Source organism: Flavobacterium sp. MR2016-29 (genome assembly GCF_015350695.1).
GTDB lineage: Bacteria > Bacteroidota > Bacteroidia > Flavobacteriales > Flavobacteriaceae > Flavobacterium.
Genome location: NZ_JADKPU010000003.1, coordinates 338453 through 359927 on the forward strand (window position 1 = coordinate 338453; position 21475 = coordinate 359927).

At 34.3% G+C, this 21475-nt stretch carries 25 protein-coding genes; 6 read left to right on the forward strand and 19 right to left on the reverse strand.

The features are described from left to right. Positions 1-5: 5 nt before the first annotated feature. From rplN to rpsL, 15 genes are all read right to left on the reverse strand, one after another. Positions 6-374: a 50S ribosomal protein L14 gene (gene rplN / locus IR010_RS10380; RefSeq protein ID WP_007803649.1), complete on the reverse strand. Its 369-nt coding sequence runs from the start codon at positions 372-374 to the stop codon at positions 6-8. Between the two features lie 2 nt (positions 375-376). Next, on the reverse strand, positions 377-637 hold the full coding sequence (rpsQ, locus tag IR010_RS10385; protein ID WP_007803646.1) for a 30S ribosomal protein S17: 261 nt from the start codon (positions 635-637) through the stop codon (positions 377-379). Between the two features lie 17 nt (positions 638-654). Further along, positions 655-846 carry a 50S ribosomal protein L29 gene (gene rpmC / locus IR010_RS10390; protein ID WP_007803639.1) on the reverse strand — a complete coding sequence of 64 codons (192 nt, stop codon included), beginning with the start codon at positions 844-846 and terminating at the stop codon, positions 655-657. Between the two features lie 13 nt (positions 847-859). Next, positions 860-1285 carry a 50S ribosomal protein L16 gene (rplP, locus tag IR010_RS10395; protein ID WP_007803637.1) on the reverse strand — a complete coding sequence of 142 codons (426 nt, stop codon included), beginning with the start codon at positions 1283-1285 and terminating at the stop codon, positions 860-862. 19 nt (positions 1286-1304) lie between these two features. Continuing rightward, on the reverse strand, positions 1305-2066 hold the full coding sequence (gene rpsC / locus IR010_RS10400; RefSeq protein ID WP_007803635.1) for a 30S ribosomal protein S3: 762 nt from the start codon (positions 2064-2066) through the stop codon (positions 1305-1307). A 5-nt stretch (positions 2067-2071) separates the two neighbouring features. After that, positions 2072-2485 carry a 50S ribosomal protein L22 gene (gene rplV / locus IR010_RS10405; RefSeq protein ID WP_007803631.1) on the reverse strand — a complete coding sequence of 138 codons (414 nt, stop codon included), beginning with the start codon at positions 2483-2485 and terminating at the stop codon, positions 2072-2074. A gap of 6 nt (positions 2486-2491) precedes the next feature. Next, positions 2492-2770, reverse strand: a complete 279-nt coding sequence (gene rpsS / locus IR010_RS10410; RefSeq protein WP_012022488.1) for a 30S ribosomal protein S19 — start codon at positions 2768-2770, stop codon at positions 2492-2494. A 6-nt stretch (positions 2771-2776) separates the two neighbouring features. After that, positions 2777-3601, reverse strand: coding sequence for a 50S ribosomal protein L2 (gene rplB, locus IR010_RS10415; protein WP_007803623.1), 825 nt, complete (start codon positions 3599-3601; stop codon positions 2777-2779). A gap of 9 nt (positions 3602-3610) precedes the next feature. Next, on the reverse strand, positions 3611-3901 hold the full coding sequence (rplW, locus tag IR010_RS10420) for a 50S ribosomal protein L23 (RefSeq protein ID WP_017495018.1): 291 nt from the start codon (positions 3899-3901) through the stop codon (positions 3611-3613). Positions 3902-3908: 7 nt separating this feature from the next. Next, positions 3909-4538, reverse strand: a complete 630-nt coding sequence (gene rplD, locus IR010_RS10425) for a 50S ribosomal protein L4 (RefSeq protein ID WP_029272050.1) — start codon at positions 4536-4538, stop codon at positions 3909-3911. Further along, complete coding sequence (rplC, locus tag IR010_RS10430) at positions 4538-5155, reverse strand: 50S ribosomal protein L3 (protein ID WP_026982958.1); 618 nt, start codon at positions 5153-5155, stop codon at positions 4538-4540. The genes rplD and rplC overlap by 1 nt, the downstream gene beginning before the upstream one ends. A 402-nt stretch (positions 5156-5557) precedes the next feature. Further along, positions 5558-5863: a 30S ribosomal protein S10 gene (rpsJ, locus tag IR010_RS10435; protein WP_007803605.1), complete on the reverse strand. Its 306-nt coding sequence runs from the start codon at positions 5861-5863 to the stop codon at positions 5558-5560. A gap of 11 nt (positions 5864-5874) precedes the next feature. Further along, entirely contained in the window at positions 5875-8031 is a 2157-nt protein-coding gene (gene fusA, locus IR010_RS10440; protein ID WP_029272048.1) for an elongation factor G, read from the reverse strand. Positions 8032-8041: 10 nt separating this feature from the next. Next, positions 8042-8518 carry a 30S ribosomal protein S7 gene (gene rpsG, locus IR010_RS10445; protein WP_007803600.1) on the reverse strand — a complete coding sequence of 159 codons (477 nt, stop codon included), beginning with the start codon at positions 8516-8518 and terminating at the stop codon, positions 8042-8044. Positions 8519-8541: 23 nt separating this feature from the next. Continuing rightward, complete coding sequence (rpsL, locus tag IR010_RS10450) at positions 8542-8925, reverse strand: 30S ribosomal protein S12 (protein WP_007136570.1); 384 nt, start codon at positions 8923-8925, stop codon at positions 8542-8544. 219 nt (positions 8926-9144) lie between these two features. Between rpsL and IR010_RS10455 the strand changes: the two genes are divergently transcribed. The 5 genes from IR010_RS10455 (at position 9145) to IR010_RS10475 (ending at position 17261) form a co-directional block, all read left to right on the forward strand. Beyond that, positions 9145-10812 (forward strand): hypothetical protein, encoded by a 1668-nt coding sequence (locus IR010_RS10455; RefSeq protein ID WP_228515139.1) that lies wholly within the window; start codon positions 9145-9147, stop codon positions 10810-10812. 85 nt (positions 10813-10897) lie between these two features. Then, positions 10898-14143 (forward strand): SusC/RagA family TonB-linked outer membrane protein, encoded by a 3246-nt coding sequence (locus IR010_RS10460; RefSeq protein ID WP_194603587.1) that lies wholly within the window; start codon positions 10898-10900, stop codon positions 14141-14143. A gap of 1 nt (position 14144) precedes the next feature. Then, positions 14145-15599, forward strand: a complete 1455-nt coding sequence (locus tag IR010_RS10465; RefSeq protein ID WP_194603590.1) for a SusD/RagB family nutrient-binding outer membrane lipoprotein — start codon at positions 14145-14147, stop codon at positions 15597-15599. A gap of 84 nt (positions 15600-15683) precedes the next feature. After that, entirely contained in the window at positions 15684-16418 is a 735-nt protein-coding gene (gene rlmB, locus IR010_RS10470; RefSeq protein WP_029272043.1) for a 23S rRNA (guanosine(2251)-2'-O)-methyltransferase RlmB, read from the forward strand. Between the two features lie 42 nt (positions 16419-16460). After that, the gene (locus IR010_RS10475) at positions 16461-17261 is read left to right on the forward strand and encodes a DUF2490 domain-containing protein (RefSeq protein ID WP_194603593.1); all 801 of its coding nucleotides are present in this window, start codon (positions 16461-16463) and stop codon (positions 17259-17261) included. A gap of 3 nt (positions 17262-17264) precedes the next feature. Here the strand turns inward: IR010_RS10475 and IR010_RS10480 are convergent, their stop codons facing one another. Continuing rightward, entirely contained in the window at positions 17265-17771 is a 507-nt protein-coding gene (locus tag IR010_RS10480) for a hypothetical protein (RefSeq protein WP_194603596.1), read from the reverse strand. A 66-nt stretch (positions 17772-17837) separates the two neighbouring features. Further along, positions 17838-18602, reverse strand: a complete 765-nt coding sequence (locus IR010_RS10485) for a rhomboid family intramembrane serine protease (protein ID WP_194603599.1) — start codon at positions 18600-18602, stop codon at positions 17838-17840. Positions 18603-18740: 138 nt separating this feature from the next. Between IR010_RS10485 and IR010_RS10490 the strand changes: the two genes are divergently transcribed. Then, on the forward strand, positions 18741-20018 hold the full coding sequence (locus IR010_RS10490) for a replication-associated recombination protein A (RefSeq protein WP_029272039.1): 1278 nt from the start codon (positions 18741-18743) through the stop codon (positions 20016-20018). Positions 20019-20033: 15 nt separating this feature from the next. On the opposite strand, the gene IR010_RS10495 is transcribed toward IR010_RS10490, so the two are convergent. Further along, positions 20034-20786 carry a hypothetical protein gene (locus IR010_RS10495; protein ID WP_194603709.1) on the reverse strand — a complete coding sequence of 251 codons (753 nt, stop codon included), beginning with the start codon at positions 20784-20786 and terminating at the stop codon, positions 20034-20036. Between the two features lie 2 nt (positions 20787-20788). Beyond that, entirely contained in the window at positions 20789-21475 is a 687-nt protein-coding gene (locus tag IR010_RS10500; RefSeq protein WP_194568783.1) for a YjjG family noncanonical pyrimidine nucleotidase, read from the reverse strand.

Consider the following 21475-nt stretch of genomic DNA (forward strand, 5'->3'; position numbering starts at 1 on the left):
ACGAATTAAAGCACTTCTGGTGCTAATGATACAATTTTCATGAATTGTTTTTCACGAAGTTCTCTTGCTACCGGACCAAAAACACGAGTTCCTCTCATTTCCCCCGCTGCGTTCAAAAGAACACATGCATTGTCATCGAAACGGATATAAGAACCATCAGCTCTTCTCACTTCTTTTTTGGTACGTACAACAACTGCAGTTGAAACAGCTCCTTTTTTAACGTTACCGTTAGGAGTTGCATCTTTAATAGATACTACAATCTTGTCACCAACAGAGGCATACCTTCTTTTGGTACCTCCTAAAACACGGATAGTTAAAACTTCTTTTGCTCCCGTATTATCTGCTACTTTTAGTCTTGATTCCTGTTGTACCATAATTATTTAGCTCTTTCTAAGATTTCAACTAATCTCCAACATTTTGTTTTACTCAAAGGACGCGTTTCGCTAATTCTTACAGTATCTCCAATGTTACAGTCGTTTGTTTCGTCGTGTGCAACGTATTTCTTTGTTTTCAACACGAACTTACCGTATAATGGGTGTTTTACTTTTCTTACTTCAGCAATAACAATAGATTTATCCATTTTATTTGAAGTAACAACACCTATTCTTTCTTTTCTTAAATTTCTTTTTTCTTCCATCTTTCAGCAGAATACAATTATTGTAACTCTCTTTTAGTTAGCTCTGTAGCCAATCTTGCAACTGTTCTTCTTACACTTCTAATTTGAAGTGGATTCTCAATTGGAGAAATAGCGTGGGCCATTTTTAGGTCAGCATATATCTTCTTAGTTTGACTAAGTTTTTCTTGCAACTCCGCTGCAGAAAGATCTTTTATTTCTGATTGTTTCATAATATAATATAAATTATGCTTCGAAATCTCTAGCAACGACGAACTTAGTTTTTACTGGAAGCTTTTGAGCTGCAAGACGTAAAGCCTCTTTTGCAACTGATAAAGGAACTCCTCCAACTTCAAACATAATTCTTCCGGGTTTAACAACGGCAGCCCAATATTCAACGGCACCTTTACCTTTACCCATACGTACCTCAAGAGGTTTCTTAGTAATTGGTTTGTCTGGAAATATTTTGATCCATAATTGTCCTTCTCTCTTCATGAAACGAGTTGCAGCAATACGCGCAGCTTCGATTTGACGAGACGTTAAGAACATTCCATCTTCATGTACAGATTTAATACCAAACATTCCATTAGAAAGTTCATGCCCTCTTTGAGAGTTACCTTTCATTTTACCTTTCTGTACCTTACGGTATTTTGTTCTTTTAGGCTGTAACATTTTTCTTTAGTTTAAAAATTTACTTTCTTTTGCGAGCGTCTGGTTTTCCACCTTTATTAAAAGGTTTTCTGTCTCCTCTCGGAGAATCTCCACCTTTACCACCACCAGTTCCAGATTGTTTTTTATCCATTCCTGCAAGTGGAGAAAGATCTCTCTTTCCATAAACTTCACCTTTCATGATCCATACTTTGATACCCATTCTACCATAAGTAGTATGAGCTTCAGCCAAAGCATAATCAATGTCAGCTCTGAAAGTTGATAGAGGAATTCTACCTTCTTTGAAACCTTCTGAACGCGCCATCTCAGCACCATTCAAACGACCAGAAATCAAAACTTTGATACCTTCAGCGTTCATACGCATAGAAGCAGCAATAGCCATTTTGATTGCACGTCTGTAAGAAATACGGCTTTCGATTTGACGAGCGATACTTGTCGCCACAAGATAAGCATCTAACTCAGGTCTTTTAATTTCAAAGATGTTGATTTGAACCTCTTTGTCAGTAACTTTCTTAAGTTCTTCTTTTAACTTGTCTACCTCTTGCCCACCTTTTCCGATAATGATACCAGGTCTAGCAGTAGTGATAGTAACGGTTACAAGTTTCAAAGTTCTCTCGATGATTACTTTTGATACACTAGCTTTTGATAAACGAGCGTGGATATACTTTCTGATTTTATGATCTTCGGCAAGTTTATCACCGTAATCATTTCCACCATACCAGTTTGAGTCCCACCCTCTGATGATACCAAGTCTATTTCCAATTGGATTTGTCTTTTGTCCCATGCTGCTTAAGAATTGCTTTGTGTGTTATTGATAGCTCCAAGCACGATTGTTACGTGATTAGAACGTTTTCTTATTCTGTGTGCACGACCTTGTGGAGCTGGACGAAGTCTTTTCAACATCATTCCACCATCTACTCTGATCTCTTTAACAAATAATCCAGCTTCTTCTAAATTACCTTCACTATTTTTTTGCTCCCAGTTGTTGATTGCAGATAATAATAGTTTCTCTAATTTTCTTGAAGCCTCTTTAGAACTGAATCTTAAGATGTTAAGTGCTCTTTCTACCTTCTGACCTCTTACCAAGTCCGCTACTAAGCGCATTTTTCTAGGTGAAGTAGGGCAGTTATTCAATTTTGCGAAAGCAATAGACTTATTAGCCTCTTTTCTCGCATCTGCTGTTTCTCTTTTACGAACTCCCATTGCTTCTTATTTTTTACCTTTATTTTTTGCTCCAGCATGACCTCTAAAAGATCTAGTTGGTGAAAACTCTCCTAATTTGTGACCTACCATGTTTTCTGTTACGTAAACTGGTACAAATTGACGACCGTTATGAACTGCGATTGTTTGTCCAACGAAATCTGGAGTAATCATAGAAGCTCTAGACCAAGTCTTAACTACACTATTTTTACCACTTTCTACGTTTTCCTGAACTTTCTTGTCTAACTTATAATGAACGAAAGGTCCTTTTTTTAATGAACGTGCCATATCTTATTATTTCTTTCTACGTTCTACGATATACTTGTTACTCGGGTTTTTCTTAGAACGAGTTCTATAACCTTTTGCTGGTATTCCATTTCTTGAACGTGGATGTCCACCAGAAGAACGTCCTTCTCCACCACCCATTGGGTGATCAACAGGGTTCATTGCAACAGGTCTTGTTCTAGGTCTTCTTCCTAACCATCTTGTTCTACCTGCTTTACCAGATACAACTAATTGGTGGTCTGAATTAGAAACAGCTCCAATTGTAGCCGAACAAGTTAACAAGATTAATCTTGTTTCACCAGATGGCATTTTAATTGTAGCATATTTTCCATCTCTTGCCATTAACTGAGCAAATGTTCCAGCTGAACGAGCGATAACCGCTCCCTGACCTGGACGTAACTCAATACAAGAGATTACAGTTCCTAAAGGAATTCTGCTTAAAGGCAATGTATTACCAATTTCAGGTTGAGATTCTGGACCAGAAACTAATTTCTGACCAACTTTCAATCCGTTTTGAGCAATAACGTATGTTTTCTCTCCATCAGCATAAGCTAATAAAGCGATAAATGCAGTACGATTTGGATCATATTCGATTGATTTCACTGTAGCCGGAATTCCGTCTTTAGTTCTTTTGAAATCAATAATACGATATCTCTGCTTGTGACCACCACCCGTATAACGCATGGTCATCTTTCCTTGACTATTTCTACCTCCAGAGTTTTTTATCGGCGCTATCAAAGAGCGTTCCGGCTTATCAGTTGTAATGGCGTCATAACCATTCACAACTCTAAATCGCTGACCTGGGGTAATAGGTTTTAATTTTCTTACTGACATTTTTCTATCTTAGATATTGTTGTAAAAATCAATTGTTTCTCCTTCTTGTACTTGAACAATCGCTTTCTTAATTGCATTTGTCTTTCCACTGATCAAACCACTTTTAGTGTATTTTGTAGTTCTATCCGGTCTTACGTTCATCGTGTTAACTGAAACGATAGTCACTCCATAAGCAGCTTCAACAGCTTTCTTAATTTGAACTTTGTTTGCTTTTTTGTCAACAACGAATCCGAAGCGGTTTAAAACTTCACTTTCTTTGGTTACTTTTTCTGTTACTATAGGTCTAATTATGATACTCATATTCCTATTATTTGCTTAAATTTTCTTCGATTAACTCCAAAGAACCTTCTAAAAGCACTAAATTATTAGTGTTTAAAATAGCGTAAGTGCTTAATTCTGAGCTAGTTACGACATTAGAAGCCTTTAAATTGCGTGACGACAAATATACATTTTTATTTGACTCTCCCAACACAAATAGAGATTTTTTATTTTCTAACCCTAAAGCTTTCAAAACGTTAATGAAATTTTTAGTGTTTGGCGCTTCAAAATTAAAGTCTTCAAGAACGATGATATTCGACTCTTTTGCTTTGATTGAGAAAGCTGATTTTCTAGCCAATCTTTTCAAGCTTTTATTCAATTTGAATGAATAACTTCTTGGTCTTGGTCCGAAAACTGTTCCACCACCTTTAAACAATGGATTCTTAATACTTCCCGCACGAGCAGTACCAGTTCCTTTTTGTTTTTTAATCTTACGTGTACTTCCTGTCACTTCAGCTCTTTCTTTAGCTTTGTGAGTTCCTTGTCTTTGATTAGCAAGATATTGCTTAACATCAAGGTATACAGCGTGATTGTTTGGTTCAATTGCGAATACTGAATCAGAAAGTTGAACTTTTCTTCCAGTATCTTTTCCGTTGAAATCTAATACTTTTACTTCCATTACTTCTGAATGATTACATAAGAGTTTTTATGTCCAGGAACACATCCTTTAATAACAAGTAGGTTCTTTTCAGCTACTACTTTTAAAACTCTAAGGTTTTGAACTTTTACATTATCTCCTCCCATTCTTCCAGCCATACGCATTCCTTTGAATACTCTAGATGGATATGAAGAAGCTCCTACAGAACCTGGCGCTCTTAAACGGTTGTGTTGACCGTGAGTTGCTTGTCCAACACCACCAAATCCGTGACGTTTAACAACCCCTTGAAAACCTTTACCTTTAGATACACCTTGTACATCTACAAATTCTCCTTCAGCAAAAATAGAAACATCAATAAGATCTCCTAATTTTTGTTCAGTTGCAAAATCTTGAAATTCAACGACTTTTTTCTTAGCAACAGTTCCAGCTTTCTTAAAGTGACCTACAGCCGCTTTAGTGGAATGTTTCTCGTTTTTGTCATCGAAACCAAGTTGCAACGCTTCGTACCCGTCAACACCTTTGGTTCTGACTTGGGTAACAACACACGGCCCAGCCTCGATTACTGTACAAGGAATGTTTTTCCCGTTTTCATCAAAAATGCTAGTCATGCCGATTTTTTTACCAATTAACCCAGACATAAATATTAATTATTAATTACTAAAATTCCCTTCAATTTGAAAATAACAGAAATTTCCAAACAGGGAGTGCAAAAGTATACATTAAAATCGAATATACCAAACAGTTACAAAAATTAAATTGCTCATAATCAAAATCCAAGCACCAAACACACCCACCACAACATTCACTAATTCAAAAAAAATAAATTTTCAAAGCTTAACCTATAATGACACTATCGTTAACAATTACTTAATCAATCAAAGAAAAAACCTTGGCAACAGCCTAAATAAAAGACATTTCACATTTAAGTCTCTCATCAAATAAAAAAACTTATATATAAAAAAAACATCAAGCCAAATCTAAACAACAAAAAAAAGCGAGACATTTCTGTCTCGCTTTTATAATATAAAATATAATAAAAATTATACTTTTATCTCTACTTCAACTCCACTTGGCAATTCAAGTTTCATTAAAGCATCAATAGTTTTAGATGAAGATGAATAAATATCAATCAATCTCTTGTATGACATTACTTCAAATTGCTCTCTCGCTTTTTTGTTAACGTGCGGAGAACGCAACACAGTGAAAAGTTTTTTGTGAGTTGGCAACGGAATTGGACCTGTTACCACTGCTCCAGTAGTTTTTACTGTTTTTACGATCTTTTCAGCAGATTTATCCACTAACATGTGATCGTAAGATTTTAGTTTTATTCTGATTTTTTGACTCATTTTCTTAAGAATTAAGCGTTACCTTTTGCTTTTTTAATTACAGCTTCTGAAATATTAGAAGGTGTTTCTGCATAATGTGAAAACTCCATTGTTGAAGTAGCTCTACCAGAAGACAATGTTCTTAATGTTGTTACATAACCAAACATCTCTGACAAAGGAACATCAGCTTTAATAGTTTTAGCACCATTTCTATCACCCATGTCATTAACCTGACCTCTACGACGGTTAATATCACCTACGATATCCCCCATGTTTTCTTCCGGTGTAATAACTTCCATTTTCATGATTGGCTCAAGAATAATTGCTCCAGCAGCTTTAGCTACTTCTCTATAACCCATTCTAGCTGCTAATTCAAAAGAAAGTGCATCAGAATCGACAGGATGGAAAGATCCGTCTGTCAAAGTTACTTTCAAACTATCCACTTGATAACCAGCCAAAGGACCAGTTTTCATAGCTTCACGGAAACCTTTTTCTACAGATGGAATATATTCCTTAGGAACGTTACCACCTTTTACTGCATTAATAAACTGTAATCCTACAGGAACTTTACCATCAACTTCGTCAGCCGGTTCAAGTGTAAATACGATATCACCGAATTTACCACGACCCCCTGATTGTTTCTTGTAAGTCTCTCTATGTGTTGCAGTTCTTGTAAACGCTTCTTTATATTCAACTTGAGGCTCACCTTGGTTTACTTCAACTTTAAATTCACGTTTCATACGATCTACCAAGATATCTAAGTGAAGCTCACCCATACCTGAAATAATAGTTTGCCCTGAAGCCTCATCAGTTCTAACAGTAAATGTTGGATCTTCTTCAGCTAATTTTGCCAAAGCCATACCCATTTTATCAACGTCAGCTTTAGTTTTAGGCTCAATTGCAATACCAATTACCGGTGCAGGGAATTTCATAGACTCAAGAATGATTGGGTGTTTTTCATCACACAATGTATCTCCAGTTTTGATATCTTTAAATCCAACAGCAGCTCCAATATCTCCAGCCTCAATATATTCGATTGGATTTTGTTTATTAGCATGCATTTGGTAGATACGAGAAATTCTTTCTTTACTTCCTGAACGAGTGTTCAAAACATAAGAACCAGCATCAAGACGTCCAGAGTAAGCACGGAAGAAAGCTAAACGACCTACGAATGGGTCAGTAGCAATTTTAAATGCTAGAGCAGCGAACGGCTCTTTTACATCTGGCTTACGCAAGATTTTAGTTTGATCTTCTTCTAACAATTCAGCGTCATCAGGGTGAATCCCTTCAATACCTTCCTTGTCCATTGGAGAAGGTAAATATTTACAAACCGCATCTAACATGAACTGAACTCCTTTATTTTTGAAAGAAGAACCAGCAATCATCGGGATGATAGCCATATCCATAGTAGCAGCCCTTAAAGCGTTGTTGATTTCTTCCTCTGTAATAGAGTTTTCATCTTCCATGAATTTCTCTAAAAGATTTTCATCGTAATCAGCAACTGCTTCAATAAGAATAGATCTGTACTCTTTAACCTCTGCAACCATATCAGCAGGAATTTCAACTATATCAAAAGTCGCCCCTTGAGTAGCATCGTGCCAAATGATAGCTTGGTTTTTTACTAAATCTACAACACCTTTGAAATCATTTTCTTCACCGATTGGCAAAGTGATCGCAACAGCATTTGATTTTAACATATCGCGAACTTGTTGACAAACTGCCAAAAAGTTAGATCCTTGACGGTCCATTTTATTAACGAATCCCATACGAGGAACTCTATATTGATCTGCAAGTCTCCAGTTAGTTTCTGATTGAGGCTCAACACCATCAACAGCACTAAACAAGAAAACCAAACCATCAAGCACACGTAAAGAACGGTTTACCTCTACAGTAAAGTCAACGTGTCCTGGAGTATCAATAATATTAAAGTGGTATGGCAAAGATTCAGGCAAAATTTTACCTTGCTCAGTTGGAAAATTCCACTCACAAGTTGTTGCAGCTGAAGTAATTGTAATACCTCTTTCTTGCTCCTGAGCCATCCAGTCCATTGTTGCAGCACCATCGTGCACTTCACCAATTTTGTGTGATTTTCCAGTATAAAAAAGGATACGCTCAGTTGTCGTTGTTTTACCAGCATCAATATGAGCAGCAATTCCGATATTTCTTGTATATTTTAAATCTCTAGCCATTTCTTACGAATTAAAATCTAAAGTGAGAGAAAGCTTTATTAGCTTCTGCCATCTTGTGAGTATCCATTCTTTTCTTAACCGCAGCACCTTCTTCTTTAGCAGCAGCTAAACATTCTGACGCTAAACGTTGTGCCATAGATTTTTCATTTCTTCTTCTAGAATAAAGTATTAACCACTTCATTGCCATAGAAATTTTTCTGTCTGGTCTAATTTGCATTGGAATTTGAAATGTAGCTCCACCAACTCTACGACTACGTACTTCTACGTGAGGCATAACGTTTGTTAAAGCATCTTTCCAAATTTCTAATGAAGATTTTTCTGAATCTTGCTTTTTAGATTCAATGATGTCAATTGCATCATAAAATACTTTGAAAGCTGTAGATTTCTTACCGTCCCACATTAAGTTGTTTACAAAACGCGTTACCAATTGGTCGTTAAACCTCGGATCTGGTAAAAGTGGTCTTTTCTTTGCCGCTCTTTTTCTCATGTCTTTTTCTTAAAAGTTTTAAATTACTTTTTTGCTTCTTTTGGGCGTTTAGCACCGTACTTAGATCTTCTTTGCGTTCTTCCTGCAACTCCTGACGTGTCAAGCGCTCCACGAACGATATGATATCTAACACCTGGTAAATCTTTTACCCTTCCGCCTCTAACTAATACTATCGAGTGCTCTTGTAAATTGTGTCCTTCTCCAGGGATGTAAGCATTTACTTCATTACCATTTGTCAAACGTACACGCGCAACTTTACGCATTGCAGAGTTTGGTTTTTTTGGTGTAGTAGTGTAAACACGCGTACAAACCCCTCTTCTTTGAGGACAAGAATCTAAAGCAACCGATTTACTCTTCTTAGTTATCTGAGTTCTTCCTGTTCTTACTAATTGTTGAATTGTTGGCATAATTAATACTAAAAATTTATTATGTATATTAAATTCCCGCTTTTTACGGGGTTGCAAATGTATAAAATATTTTTCACTATACAAACGTTAATCCATTAATTTTCAATAACATTATTTAAGCTTATGATTTTACAAACAAACAATAGATATTTGCAATACATTTAATATATGAAACAATTGCTTTTGAAACAGTTATTATCACTATCTCTTTTTTGCTTCATGAGCATTTCTTGTTATGCGCAAAATTTTTATTTAAAAATAAACGGAACAAATGAAATCGAAAATAAAACTATAGATTCAATAAATTATTCTACAAAGCATACTAACGTAAAATCACTGTTTGACGAAGTAAAAATCACTTCTCAAAGACTTTCAAAAATTGGTTATCTAAACAACAAAATCTTAGAAACCAAAACAATAAATGACAGCACTTACACTTCTATTATCACACTAAAAGAAAAAATAAAAAACATACATATATATATAGGTATAAATAATTCTTTCTTTAAATCTGAAGAATCAAAAAACGACACCATAATTATTCCCTACAGCGAACTAGAAACATATCTAAATCAAAAAATAATTGATGCCGAAAAACTGGGATTTGCCCTCAGCAAAATTAAATTAGAAAACATTCGAAAAAAGAATTTAATAATTTATGCCGACTTAAATTTTAAATCCGAAAAAAAACGCAGTATAAATTCCATTATTCTAAATTACACAAATTCCAAGAGCAACGACTTTTTTCCAAAGGGGCACTTAAAACAACTTAATAAAAAATATTTAAACAAGACATTTAATCAAGAAATTGTAAAGCAACTTTACGATGATATAAACAGTTTTGAATTCATCAATCAAACAAAATATCCCGAAATATTATTCACCAAGGATTCAACAAAAATTTACGCTTATATTGAAAAAAGAAAAGCCAATACTTTTGATGGATATGTTGGATTTTCAAACGACGAAAAGGAAAAATTAAACCTAAATGGATATTTAGATATAACACTATTAAACATACTTCGTGCAGGAGAGCAATTTGCACTATATTGGAAAAGTGACGGCAATCAACAAAAAACTTTCAATACTAAACTAGAAATTCCATATATATTCAAATCTTCTTTAGGACTAAAAGCACAACTAAATATTTTTAAGCAAGACAGTACATTTCAAAATACCAAAACAGCAATCGACTTAGGCTATTATATCAATTACAATTCAAAAATATATTTAGGATATCAATCAACAGAATCAAGCGATATCCAAAACACAAATAATACAACAATCAGCGATTTTAAAAATTCATATATTACTTCAACTTACGAATTCAAAAAGATAGATTATGCTAATAGTCTTATTCCCAAAAAAGCGTGGTTAAACTGGATTATCGGATACGGAAAAAGAAACACCAATAACGATTCTTCAACAGCAAAACCTAGTCAACAATTTTACGCGAACCTAAATGTATCCTATAATTTTGAACTTAACGAGAAAAATTACATTAACATAAATTCACAAAATTTTTATCTTAACAGTAAAAATTACATTTTTAATGAATTATTTCGATTTGGCGGAATTAACTCCATAAGAGGCTTTTTAGAGAACAGCCTTCAATCTAATTTCAACACTTTAATTCTTACAGAATACAGATATAAATTTTCGCAAAATATTTACATAAACACAATAGCCGATTTTGGTCTATATCAAGACTTAACATCATCTATAAATCCAAATAAAATAAAAAATTTAATAGGAGTCGGAATTGGATCTGTGATACAAACACCAAACGGATTATTAAAGATTACTCTGACAAATGGAGGTGCTACTACACAAGAATTACAATTATATAACACTATCATAAACTTATGTTATAATGTTAAATTTTAGCGGTAACTGAAAAAAGTTTAAATTAATATTAGGATAGTTAACAAATTATTAAGAGTTTTGCGATACTAATTCAAAATATTTAAAAATGAAACTAAAGTTCAATGGATTCTTAGTGCTTTTATTAGTACTAGTGGCGCAACTAACTTTTGCGCAAGAAAGATCTGTTTCAGGGACTGTTTCCGATAATACAGGAATGCCATTACCAGGTGTGAGTGTATTAATTAAAGGAACAAAATCTGGAACGCAAACTGATTTTGATGGTAAATTTTCTATCAAAGCATCGCCGAGCCAAGTCTTGGTTTTTAGCTACATTGGGATGAAATCTCAAGAAATAGCTGCAAGTTCTTCTGTACTTAATGTTAAATTAAATGCAGATGCAAACGAACTTGAAGCAGTTGTGGTAACAACAGCTTTAGGTATTAAAAGAGAGAAAAAATCACTTAACTACTCTTCTCAAAAATTAGATGGCGCAGTAGTTAACTCTCAACCAACCAACAACTTCTTAAACAACTTAGCTGGTAAAGTTGCCGGTTTAGAAGTAAAATCAAACTCTAACTTTGGCGGTTCTACTAACATTGTACTTAGAGGAACTAAGAGTATGACAGGAAACAACCAAGCTTTAATGGTTGTTGATGGTGTACCAATGGCGAATGCTAACCTTAACAAGGCAGATGCAGCTAATGCAAGAGATGGATTTGACTTTGGAAACTCTGCTTCAGACATCGATCCAAACAATATCGAATCTATCAACGTTTTGAAAGGTGCTGCTGCAACAGCATTATACGGTAGTCAAGCTGCGAATGGAGCGATCATGATTACAACTAAAAAAGGAAAGAAAAACCAAGCTTTAGGAGTTTCTTTCAGCAGTACAGTTTCTGTTGGTACTATTGACAGATCAACATTTGCAAGATACCAAAAACAATATGGTGGTGGTGGTTATGGCGGACAAGATGACTTCGTCTATACAGATGTAAATGGTGACGGCGTTCAAGACAGATTAGTTAACACAGGATATGATATATCTTATGGTAATAAATTTGACGGTCAACCTGCTTACCAATGGAACGCATTTGCTCCAGGTAATCCTAACTTTGGAAAAGCTACACCTTGGTCAGCTGCAGTAAATGATCCATCTGAATTTTTTGAAAAAGCATTAAATACTGTAAACAACATCAACATTACTGGTGGTGATGACAAAAACACATTTAGCTTCAGCTACACTAACAACGATGAAAAAGGTGTTTTACCAAACAGTTCATTAAAAAGAAATATCATCAGTGGTAATTTCTCAAGAGCAGTCTTAGACAACCTAACAGTTGGTGCTTTTTTCACATTTAGTGATCAAAACGTTATAGGTAGAAATAGTGTTGGATACGGAAACAACTTTATTGGAGGTTTCAGACAATGGTGGCAAACTAACGTTGATGTAAAAGAGTTAGAGAGAGAATACCAAAGAGATCATAACAACGTTACTTGGAACATGAACAACCCATTAGGTGGAGATATTAGTCCTGCTTACTGGAACAACCCTTACTTTGACCGTTATCAAAATTACGAAAATGACGGAAGAAGAAGAATTCTTGCTGGTGCTAACATTAGCTATGATGTAACTAAAAACTTCAACCTTTTAGGACGTGTTACAATTGATAACTCAAACGACAGACAAGAAACTAGAATGGCTGTTGGAAGTCACCCAGAAGAATTTGGTGTTAGCCAAATTACAGAAGGTTCAGGATATGATTTATATACAAGAGCTTTCTTGCAACAAACTTACGACTTCATTGCTACTTATGACTTCAAATTAGGTGATGCAATTAGCGCTAAAGTATTAGGTGGTGCTACATTAATCAAATCTGATGCTGACGAATATGAAGCATCTACAACAGGTGGTTTAGTTATTCCTGGATTCTACACAATTGCTAATTCAAAAAGTTTTGTAGCTCCAATTGAAAGTGAAATTCACTACGAAAAATCAGGTGTGTACGCACAAGCTTCTTTGGATTACAACAAACTTGTATATTTAGAGGGATCTTACAGACGTGATCAATCAACTGCATTGCCAACAAATAACAATGCTTACGACTACTACTCAATCGGAACAAGTTTTATCTTTTCTGAATTAATTAAAGCTGATTGGTTGTCATTAGGAAAATTAAGAGCTAACTACGCTGAAGTTGGTAATGACCCAGCTGCAGGTACACTGGGAGCAAGAGTAAATAATGGTATCCTTAGCGGAAACCCAATGTTTTCAAACAGCTCAGTAGCTGTTGATTTCAGCAATCTAAAACCAGAAAGACAAAAAAGTGTTGAGTTTGGTTTAGAGGCTGCAATGTTTAAAAACAGATTAAGTTTTGACGTTTCTGTATACAAAACGAACACTGTAGATCAAATTTTTAGCGTTCCACAATCTCCTTCTACTGGATATAGCTTCGCACAAATTAATGCTGGAGAAATTCAAAACAAAGGTATCGAGGTTGCTTTAACAGGATCTCCTGTTAAAACTGAAAACTTCCAATGGCAAGTTGGGGTTAACTGGTCTAAAAACAAAAATGATGTAATTTCATTAAACCAAGGAAGAGATAATCTTCAATTGGCAGCTTTCCAAAGTGGTGTATCATTAAACGCAACAGCTGGTCAGCCTTACGGAACATTTAGAGGAACTGATTACGATTACGATGCCAATGGAAATAGAATCGTTGGAGATGACGGTAACTATTTAACAACAGCTGATAAAGTTATTGGTAACGTTCAAGCTGACTGGGTTGGTGGTCTTTCAAACAGATTTACTTACAAAAACGTATCGTTTAATTTCTTGCTTGACTGGAAAAAAGGTGGTGATGTTTTCTCTCTTGACCAAGCTTACGGACAAGACACAGGTCTTTATCCAGAAACTGCAGGAACTAATGACTTAGGAAATCCTGTTAGAAATTCTTTAGCTAATGGAGGTGGATATATCAATCCTGGAGTAATGTCAGACGGTAACGGTGGATATGTAGCAAATACAACAAGAGTTGATGCTGAGAATTCAAGTGAATATGCAGGTCTAGGTTATGGTATTTCTGCTAATCCTGCAAAAGCATTTGTTTATGATGCTTCTTATATTAAATTAAGAGAGGTAGGATTCTCATATACTTTACCATCAAAATTCTTAAACAAGAATATTAAAGACCTTACTTTTAGTTTACTTGGAAACAACGTATGGATTCTTCACAAAAACCTTCCATATGCAGATCCTGAAGCTGGAACATCTGCAGGTAACGTTCAAGGTTATCAATCAGGTGTAATGCCATCTGTAAAAATGTATTCATTCAATGTAAAATTAAAATTCTAAGATGAAAAAGATAATATTTTCAGTAGCAATTCTGTCCCTATTCATGACAGGTTGCGTAAATGATGAGGCTGATTTTAATGACAACAAAGACAAGCCTTATGACGTTCCTAGTCAGACTTTATTAACTAATGCTGAAAAAGCATTAGCTGATCAAATGACTACACCAAGTGTTAACAGTGGGCCATTCAGATATTTATCTCAAACATGGGCAGCAACTCAATATACTGATGAATCAAGATATTTTTTCATTACTAGAAAAGTATCAGATGTTCATTGGAGAGTTCTATATGCTAGTGTAATTGGTAACCTTCAGTCTACAAAGGATGCTATTGCAAAAGAAGTTAAACCTTCTTCTCAATCTCAAGCTGATTTTGATAGAATACAAAAAAACAAAACAGCTATTGCTGACATTCTGCAATTGTATACTTTTCAAGTATTAGTAGATACTTTTGGAAATATTCCATATAGTGAAGCTGTAACAACTGGTATTGTTTTACCAAAATATGATGATGCTGCAACTGTATATTCGTCGTTAATTACTAAGCTTGATGCAACAATCGCATCAATTGATGCTTCTACATCATCTTTTTCTGCTGGTGATGTTATTTACTCAGGTAATATGGCAAAATGGAAACTTTTTGCTAACTCTTTGAAGGTTAAAATAGGAATTAATTTGGTAGACGCTAATCCTGCATTGGCAAAATCTACTATTGAAAGCGCTTATACTGCTGGAGTTATTACTACAAATGCTAATAATGCTTCATTTAAGTATACTACTGCTGCTCCAAATTACAGTACACTTTATGCAAACTTAGTTGCATCTGGACGTAATGATTTTGTTCCTACTAGTAACATTATTGATGCTATGAATACATTGGCTGATCCACGTAGAGACGCATATTTCACATTATACAACGGTGTTTACAAAGGTGGTGTGTACGGAACAGCAAATGCATATGCTAACTTCTCACACATTAGTGCTAAAATTGCAGCAGCTGATTTCCCAGCTCTATTATTTGAAGCTACTGAGGTAAACTTCTACTTAGCTGAAGCAGCTGCTAGAGGATTATCTGTTGGCGGAACTGTAGAAACTTACTATAATAATGCAATTAGAGCTTCATTTGAAAATTGGGGTGTTGCTGGTGTTGATGCTTATCTTCTTACACCAGGTGTAGCTTATGCTACGGCTCCTGGGACTTTCAAAGAAAAAATCGGACGTCAAGCATGGATCGGTTTATTCAATAGAGGATTTGAATCTTGGACTACTTACAGAAGGTTAGATTACCCTGTTTTAGTTGCACCTGCTACTGCTAGTGCCGCTGCTGAGGGAGTAGTTCCAAAAAGATTAACATACCCTATCAACGAGCAAACAGTTAACAATGCAAATTGGACTGCTGCTTCTACTGCTATAGGTGGTGATAAACTTGCAAATAAAATTTTCTGGGATAAATTATAATTTTAGACCAAAATTAATACCAAAGCCACTCTGTTCATTCAGAGTGGCTTTTTTTTATATAAACATTATACCTATATTTGTCCTATGGAAAAAGAACATCAAATATTTGGAATTAGAGCCATTATAGAAGCAATTCAAGCAGGAAAAGAAGTTGACAAAGTATTTATACAAAAGGAAATTTCTGGAGAATTAATGAAAGATTTAATGAAAGTGATGAAACGCGCTAACATCAATTTCTCGTATGTTCCTGTAGAAAAACTTAATCGATTAACACCAAATAATCACCAAGGTGCAGTTGCAACAATATCACCGATTGGTTTTATTGAATTAGAACATTTAGTCGAATCTACTATAGAATCTGGATCGAAACCTTTATTTTTAATATTAGATCAGATTTCTGATGCAAGAAATTTTGGAGCCATTATCAGAACTGCAGAATGCACTGGAGTAAACGGAATTATAGTTCAAAAAGCAGGTTCTGCCCCTGTTAATGGAGATACTGTAAAAACTTCTGCTGGAGCGGTATTTAATGTTCCAATCTGTAAAGTTGAGCACATTAAAGATGCCATTTTTTATCTTCAAGGATCAGGAATTAAAACTGTTGCTGCAACTGAAAAAACAGATCAAAATATTTATGATATAGCATTGAATGAACCTGTAGCCATTATTATGGGATCTGAAGACAGAGGAATCAATCCATCTGTGCTTAAAATTGTTGATGAAAAAGCAAAACTGCCAATGTTTGGATCCATTGGGTCACTAAACGTTTCTGTTGCCTGTGGTGCATTTTTATATGAAGCTGTACGTCAAAGAAACTAAATAATATTGAGAGAGTTAAGATGACAACTAAATATCAAATTAATGTCTTCAAAAAATGCTCCTAACATATTACTCAAAAAAAACATTTCAATACTTGTAGTTATTTTGATTACAAGTATTGGTTATGCTCAAACTACGACTTACAATCAATTTTGGAATGAATTTCAATTTAACAGGACTATCAATGAAAAATGGTCTGCTGAATTAAATCTTGGAGCAGTATATAGCAGTACAGAATCTTCACCTAATATTTTTGAAGAAAATACGCAGCGCTCAATAAGAGGCTGGGGACATTATTATTTATCTCCTCGTTGGAAACTTTCTGCCTTTTTAGCTTACAATTACAATAAAGATGTGCCAGAAATTGGGCAATTTAAATCACCTGAATGGAGATTTGCTACACAAGGAATTTATTATTTTCATAAAACTGGCTATACCTTAAGCACTAGAATGAGAATTGAACTCAGACATATGAGAAATCAGGATGAAAGCTGGGAAAATGTACTTAGATATCGCCAACAAATAAAATATTTAAAACCTATTAACAGCAAAGTTCTTAGAGAAGGTGTTGTTTATGCCGTAACATCAGATGAATTATACATCAAAACTGGAGCTAAGGTTACTGGAGAGAGTTTTTTTGACCGAAACAGATTTAATATTGGAGCAGGTTACCTGTTTACAGATGATATTCAGATTGAACTAACTTATGCAAATGAATATCTCCCAAGAAATAGCGGCAATCAAATTGTAAATGCAGCATCGTTGACCATTACATTCAATAATCTTTTTAAAAACCTAAATGAAAAGATATTGCACAAAAATGAAACCTCAAATGATGAGTAGCTTTCACTCCTCCTCCTTATTCAAAAAACAGGCTAACTGTTTTACAATTGCATCTTTATGCAATTTAAAATTATAATCGCGAACAAATTCAGTTCCCTCCATTCTAATTTCAGCAACAAGAGCTTCAAACTTAGAAAAAGACTCAAGATCTTTAGCATCTATCAAATACAAAACCTGCATAATTGAGTCGTTTTGCCTGTATTGAGTATCGTAGTGTGTTAATTTATATACATTATGATCTGCTAAATGTAAAAGCAAATCATCTTTAATTTTTTTGCCTTCTTTTCTAGGAGGAAAAGGCGTAGGCTGCAAGGAGATAAAATAATGCTCTTTATCTGTTACAATATTAATTTTTAACGATTTTGACTTTGTTGTATAAAAAACCGCGGGGTCAAAATAATACATCATGGTACCATCAGCCATAACTTTATTTTTTATATCACATTGAGCAAGCACTTTTGAGGTGAATAAAACGAATAAAAGTAAAACAACAAAGCTGATCTTTTTCATAATAAATAAATGAAATTAGAATGTCTCTAACAAAAATACGCTTTTTAGAGCAAAAATTCTCAGCATTTAGATTTTATCATCTGATTCTGATTTCGTTACGGTATAAAAAACAGAAACATCAGAATTAAAATAAGTAGATATAGATTCTGATTCTTCTTCAGGAATTTCAGTGTTGACAAAATTTCCGTTTTCATCAAAGTGTTTCATAAAAGCATCATCCTCCGGATTAAAATCAGGTTTTTGCCAATCATAAACAATAGGTTTTGCATATTCTGGTGTTTTGTAAAATAGTGATAAAACAAAACCTGTAATAAAACCAGCCAAATGCCCTTCCCAAGAAATTGTCGCATCAACATCTGGAAAAACATACCAAATCATTCCCCCATATAATAAGATTACTGAAAGAGAAAGCGCAACTAAGCGATAATATCTCGTTTGAATTCCTTTGAAAAAAATAAAACTTACTAAAACATAAATTAAACCGCTGGCACCAATATGATAATTTTCTCTGCCAATAACCCAAGTTATTAAACCTGAAAATAAAATCCCATACGCAATAACTGGAATTGTTTGTTTTGGATAAAAAAATTGCAAAGCTGCCAATAAAACCAAAAGCGGAATTGAATTATTATACAAATGCCCAAGATTTTCATGAATAAAAGGGCTAAACAAAACCCCTTGCAGACCTGAAAAATCTCGAGGATAAATTCCGTTTTGATAAAAATCAAAATCAAAGCGAATTTGAAACCAATATACAATCCATAAAAAAAGGACAAAAAATAATGGTAGCCCAATTACAGCATTCGAAAATTTAAAGTGATTATCATTCATATTTTTAGAAATCTGTTATTGTTAACATCAAAAAACTATCCAAATAAAATTACCTGATAATTTGTCAGCTAACGAATTTAAGACGTTAATAGCAGTTGAAAATTCTAAAATTAAAATTGAAAATAGTAATTTTACAAAATGGAAGCACCTTTAGCAGAGCGTATTCGCCCACAGAAATTAGAAGATTACATCAGTCAAAGTCATTTAGTTGGACCTAATGGTTCTTTGACGCAACAAATTTCGAAAGGAATTATTCCGTCTTTAATATTTTGGGGGCCTCCTGGAACTGGTAAAACTACTTTAGCACAAATTATTGCGCAGGAATCAAAACGTCCGTTTTATATATTGAGCGCCATAAATTCTGGAGTTAAAGATATTCGCGATGTTATCGAAAAAGCAAAACAAAGCGGTGGTTTATTTACAGCTAAAAATCCAATTTTATTTATTGATGAGATTCACCGGTTCAGTAAATCGCAACAAGATTCGCTTTTGGCCGCGGTTGAAAAAGGCTGGATAACTCTTATTGGTGCCACTACAGAAAACCCGAGTTTTGAAGTGATTCCCGCATTATTGTCTCGCTGTCAGGTTTATATATTAAACGCATTTACAAAAGCTGATTTAGAAGCTTTATTGCATCGCGCCATGAAAATAGACAAGGAAATGGCTTCAAAAAAGATTACTTTAAAAGAAACCGAAGCTTTATTAAGACTTTCTGGCGGAGATGGCCGAAAATTATTAAACATTTTTGAATTAGTTGTAAACGCTTCCGCAAATGATGAAGTTTTGATCACTAACGATCGTGTTTTCGAATTGGTACAGCAAAATACAGTTTTGTATGACAAAAGCGGTGAACAGCATTACGATATTGTTTCGGCTTTTATTAAATCGATTCGCGGGAGCGATCCTAATGGAGCTGTTTATTGGCTGGCCAGAATGATTGAAGGCGGAGAAGATGTAAAATTCATTGCCAGACGAATGCTTATATTATCAAGCGAAGATATTGGAAATGCAAATCCTACTGCTTTTATTATGGCAAACAATACTTTTCAGGCAGTAGCAACTATTGGATATCCTGAAAGCCGCATTATTTTAAGCCAATGCGCCATTTATTTAGCAACATCACCTAAAAGCAACGCCTCTTATATGGCAATTGGAACTGCACAGCAATTAGTAAAACAAACAGGTGATTTGCCCGTTCCTATTCACTTACGAAATGCTCCAACCAAACTTATGAAAGAATTGGGGTATGGCGACGATTATAAATATGCTCATGATTATGCCAATAATTTTGCCGAGCAGGAATTTTTACCAGATGCTATAAAACAAACGGTTCTTTACAATCCGGGAAACAATTCTCGAGAGAACAGTAACCGCGAATTTTTAAAGAACCGCTGGAAAGATAAATATGGTTACTAGAACCAAATTTTATATTTAAAATTTAACTGAAACTTTTTCAGAAATCAATTTATCATTTTGATAATATTCAAAAAACCATTGATTGTCTTTTGCATTTAATGAGCCTTGAATACCGTCTTTTATTGCAATGAATGAATCTGGACGAGATGTTTTCAATAATTTCATAACCACTTTTGGCGTTTTATCAATCAATTGATATCCGTTTTCTGTTGGCTGTGCGTAAAGTAAATTTGGATCCGAAACATCTGCCACAGGAGCTGCCACAGAAGTTGCTGGTGTAACAGTTGCTGCAACCGTAACTGGTGCCGCTGTTACCACTGCTCTGGTATTTGCACTTATAGTTTTGCCGCTATATTTATAATGTAAATCATTTATAGACATAAAAGCTAAATTAAGACTTTCTCTATATGCTGCTTCATAATCTTTCTCCTTACTTTTACCTATTTCTGAAGTGTAGATTACTTTTCCGTAACAATCTTTAAACTCCACGAAAAGTTTTGTAATTAAGAATCCGTTGTCTTTTTTCACATCCATGTATAAAAGCTGACAACGATCTGCAAATTCAGGAGAAAGTTCTTCATTTGCATAAAAAGCCTGAAAACCTGCCTTTATTAAATTTGCTTTGCTAGTAGTAGCCATTCTATATTGATTTTCAGTTTTAAGAAAATCGTACTTCAAAGGCACAATAACTGCTTTGTAATCATTAACAGATTGTGCAAATCCAATAGCGGAAATAACAAGTGCAACCAATAAAAATTTAATTCTCATCATTATAAATATTTTTTAAGTTCTAATAAATTGTTTATTTGTTTAATATTTTGAGGAACATCAACTCTTTTTTCATTAAAAAAAATAGCATCTAAACCTGCATTTAATGCCCCATTAACATCTGCATCAAGACAATCGCCAATCATAATACTGTTTTCTTTTGAGGCTTGAGCCAAATTGACAGCATAATCAAAGATAATACTATTTGGTTTTTTTACACCTGCTAATTCTGAATTTGTAATCGTATTAAAATACCCGGCAAGCAATGCATTCTTTATTTTTTTTTCCTGAACAGTTGCAAAACCATTCGTTATAATATGCAATCTATACTTTGGTTTTAAATATTCAAGAACTTCAATTGCTCCTTCAAAAAGATAATTATTATCTGTTAAAAACTCAATATAATCATTTGCAATTTCGTTAATGGTTTCATCTGAAATTTCGAGATTTAAAGCATCAAAAGAAAACTTTAATCTATTGTAACGCAGTTCTACATGCGTTATTTCATCATTCTGATATAACTTCCAGCAAGCCTGATTAATTGGAGCATATTTTTCGATAAAATCCTGAGTTTTAATTTCGGGATATTTACTCTTAAAAATGCGATCAAAAGCCATTTCAGAATTTTTATCAAAATCCCAAAGGGTATGATCTAAATCGAAAAAAACGTCGGTAATATTGGTGTTCAT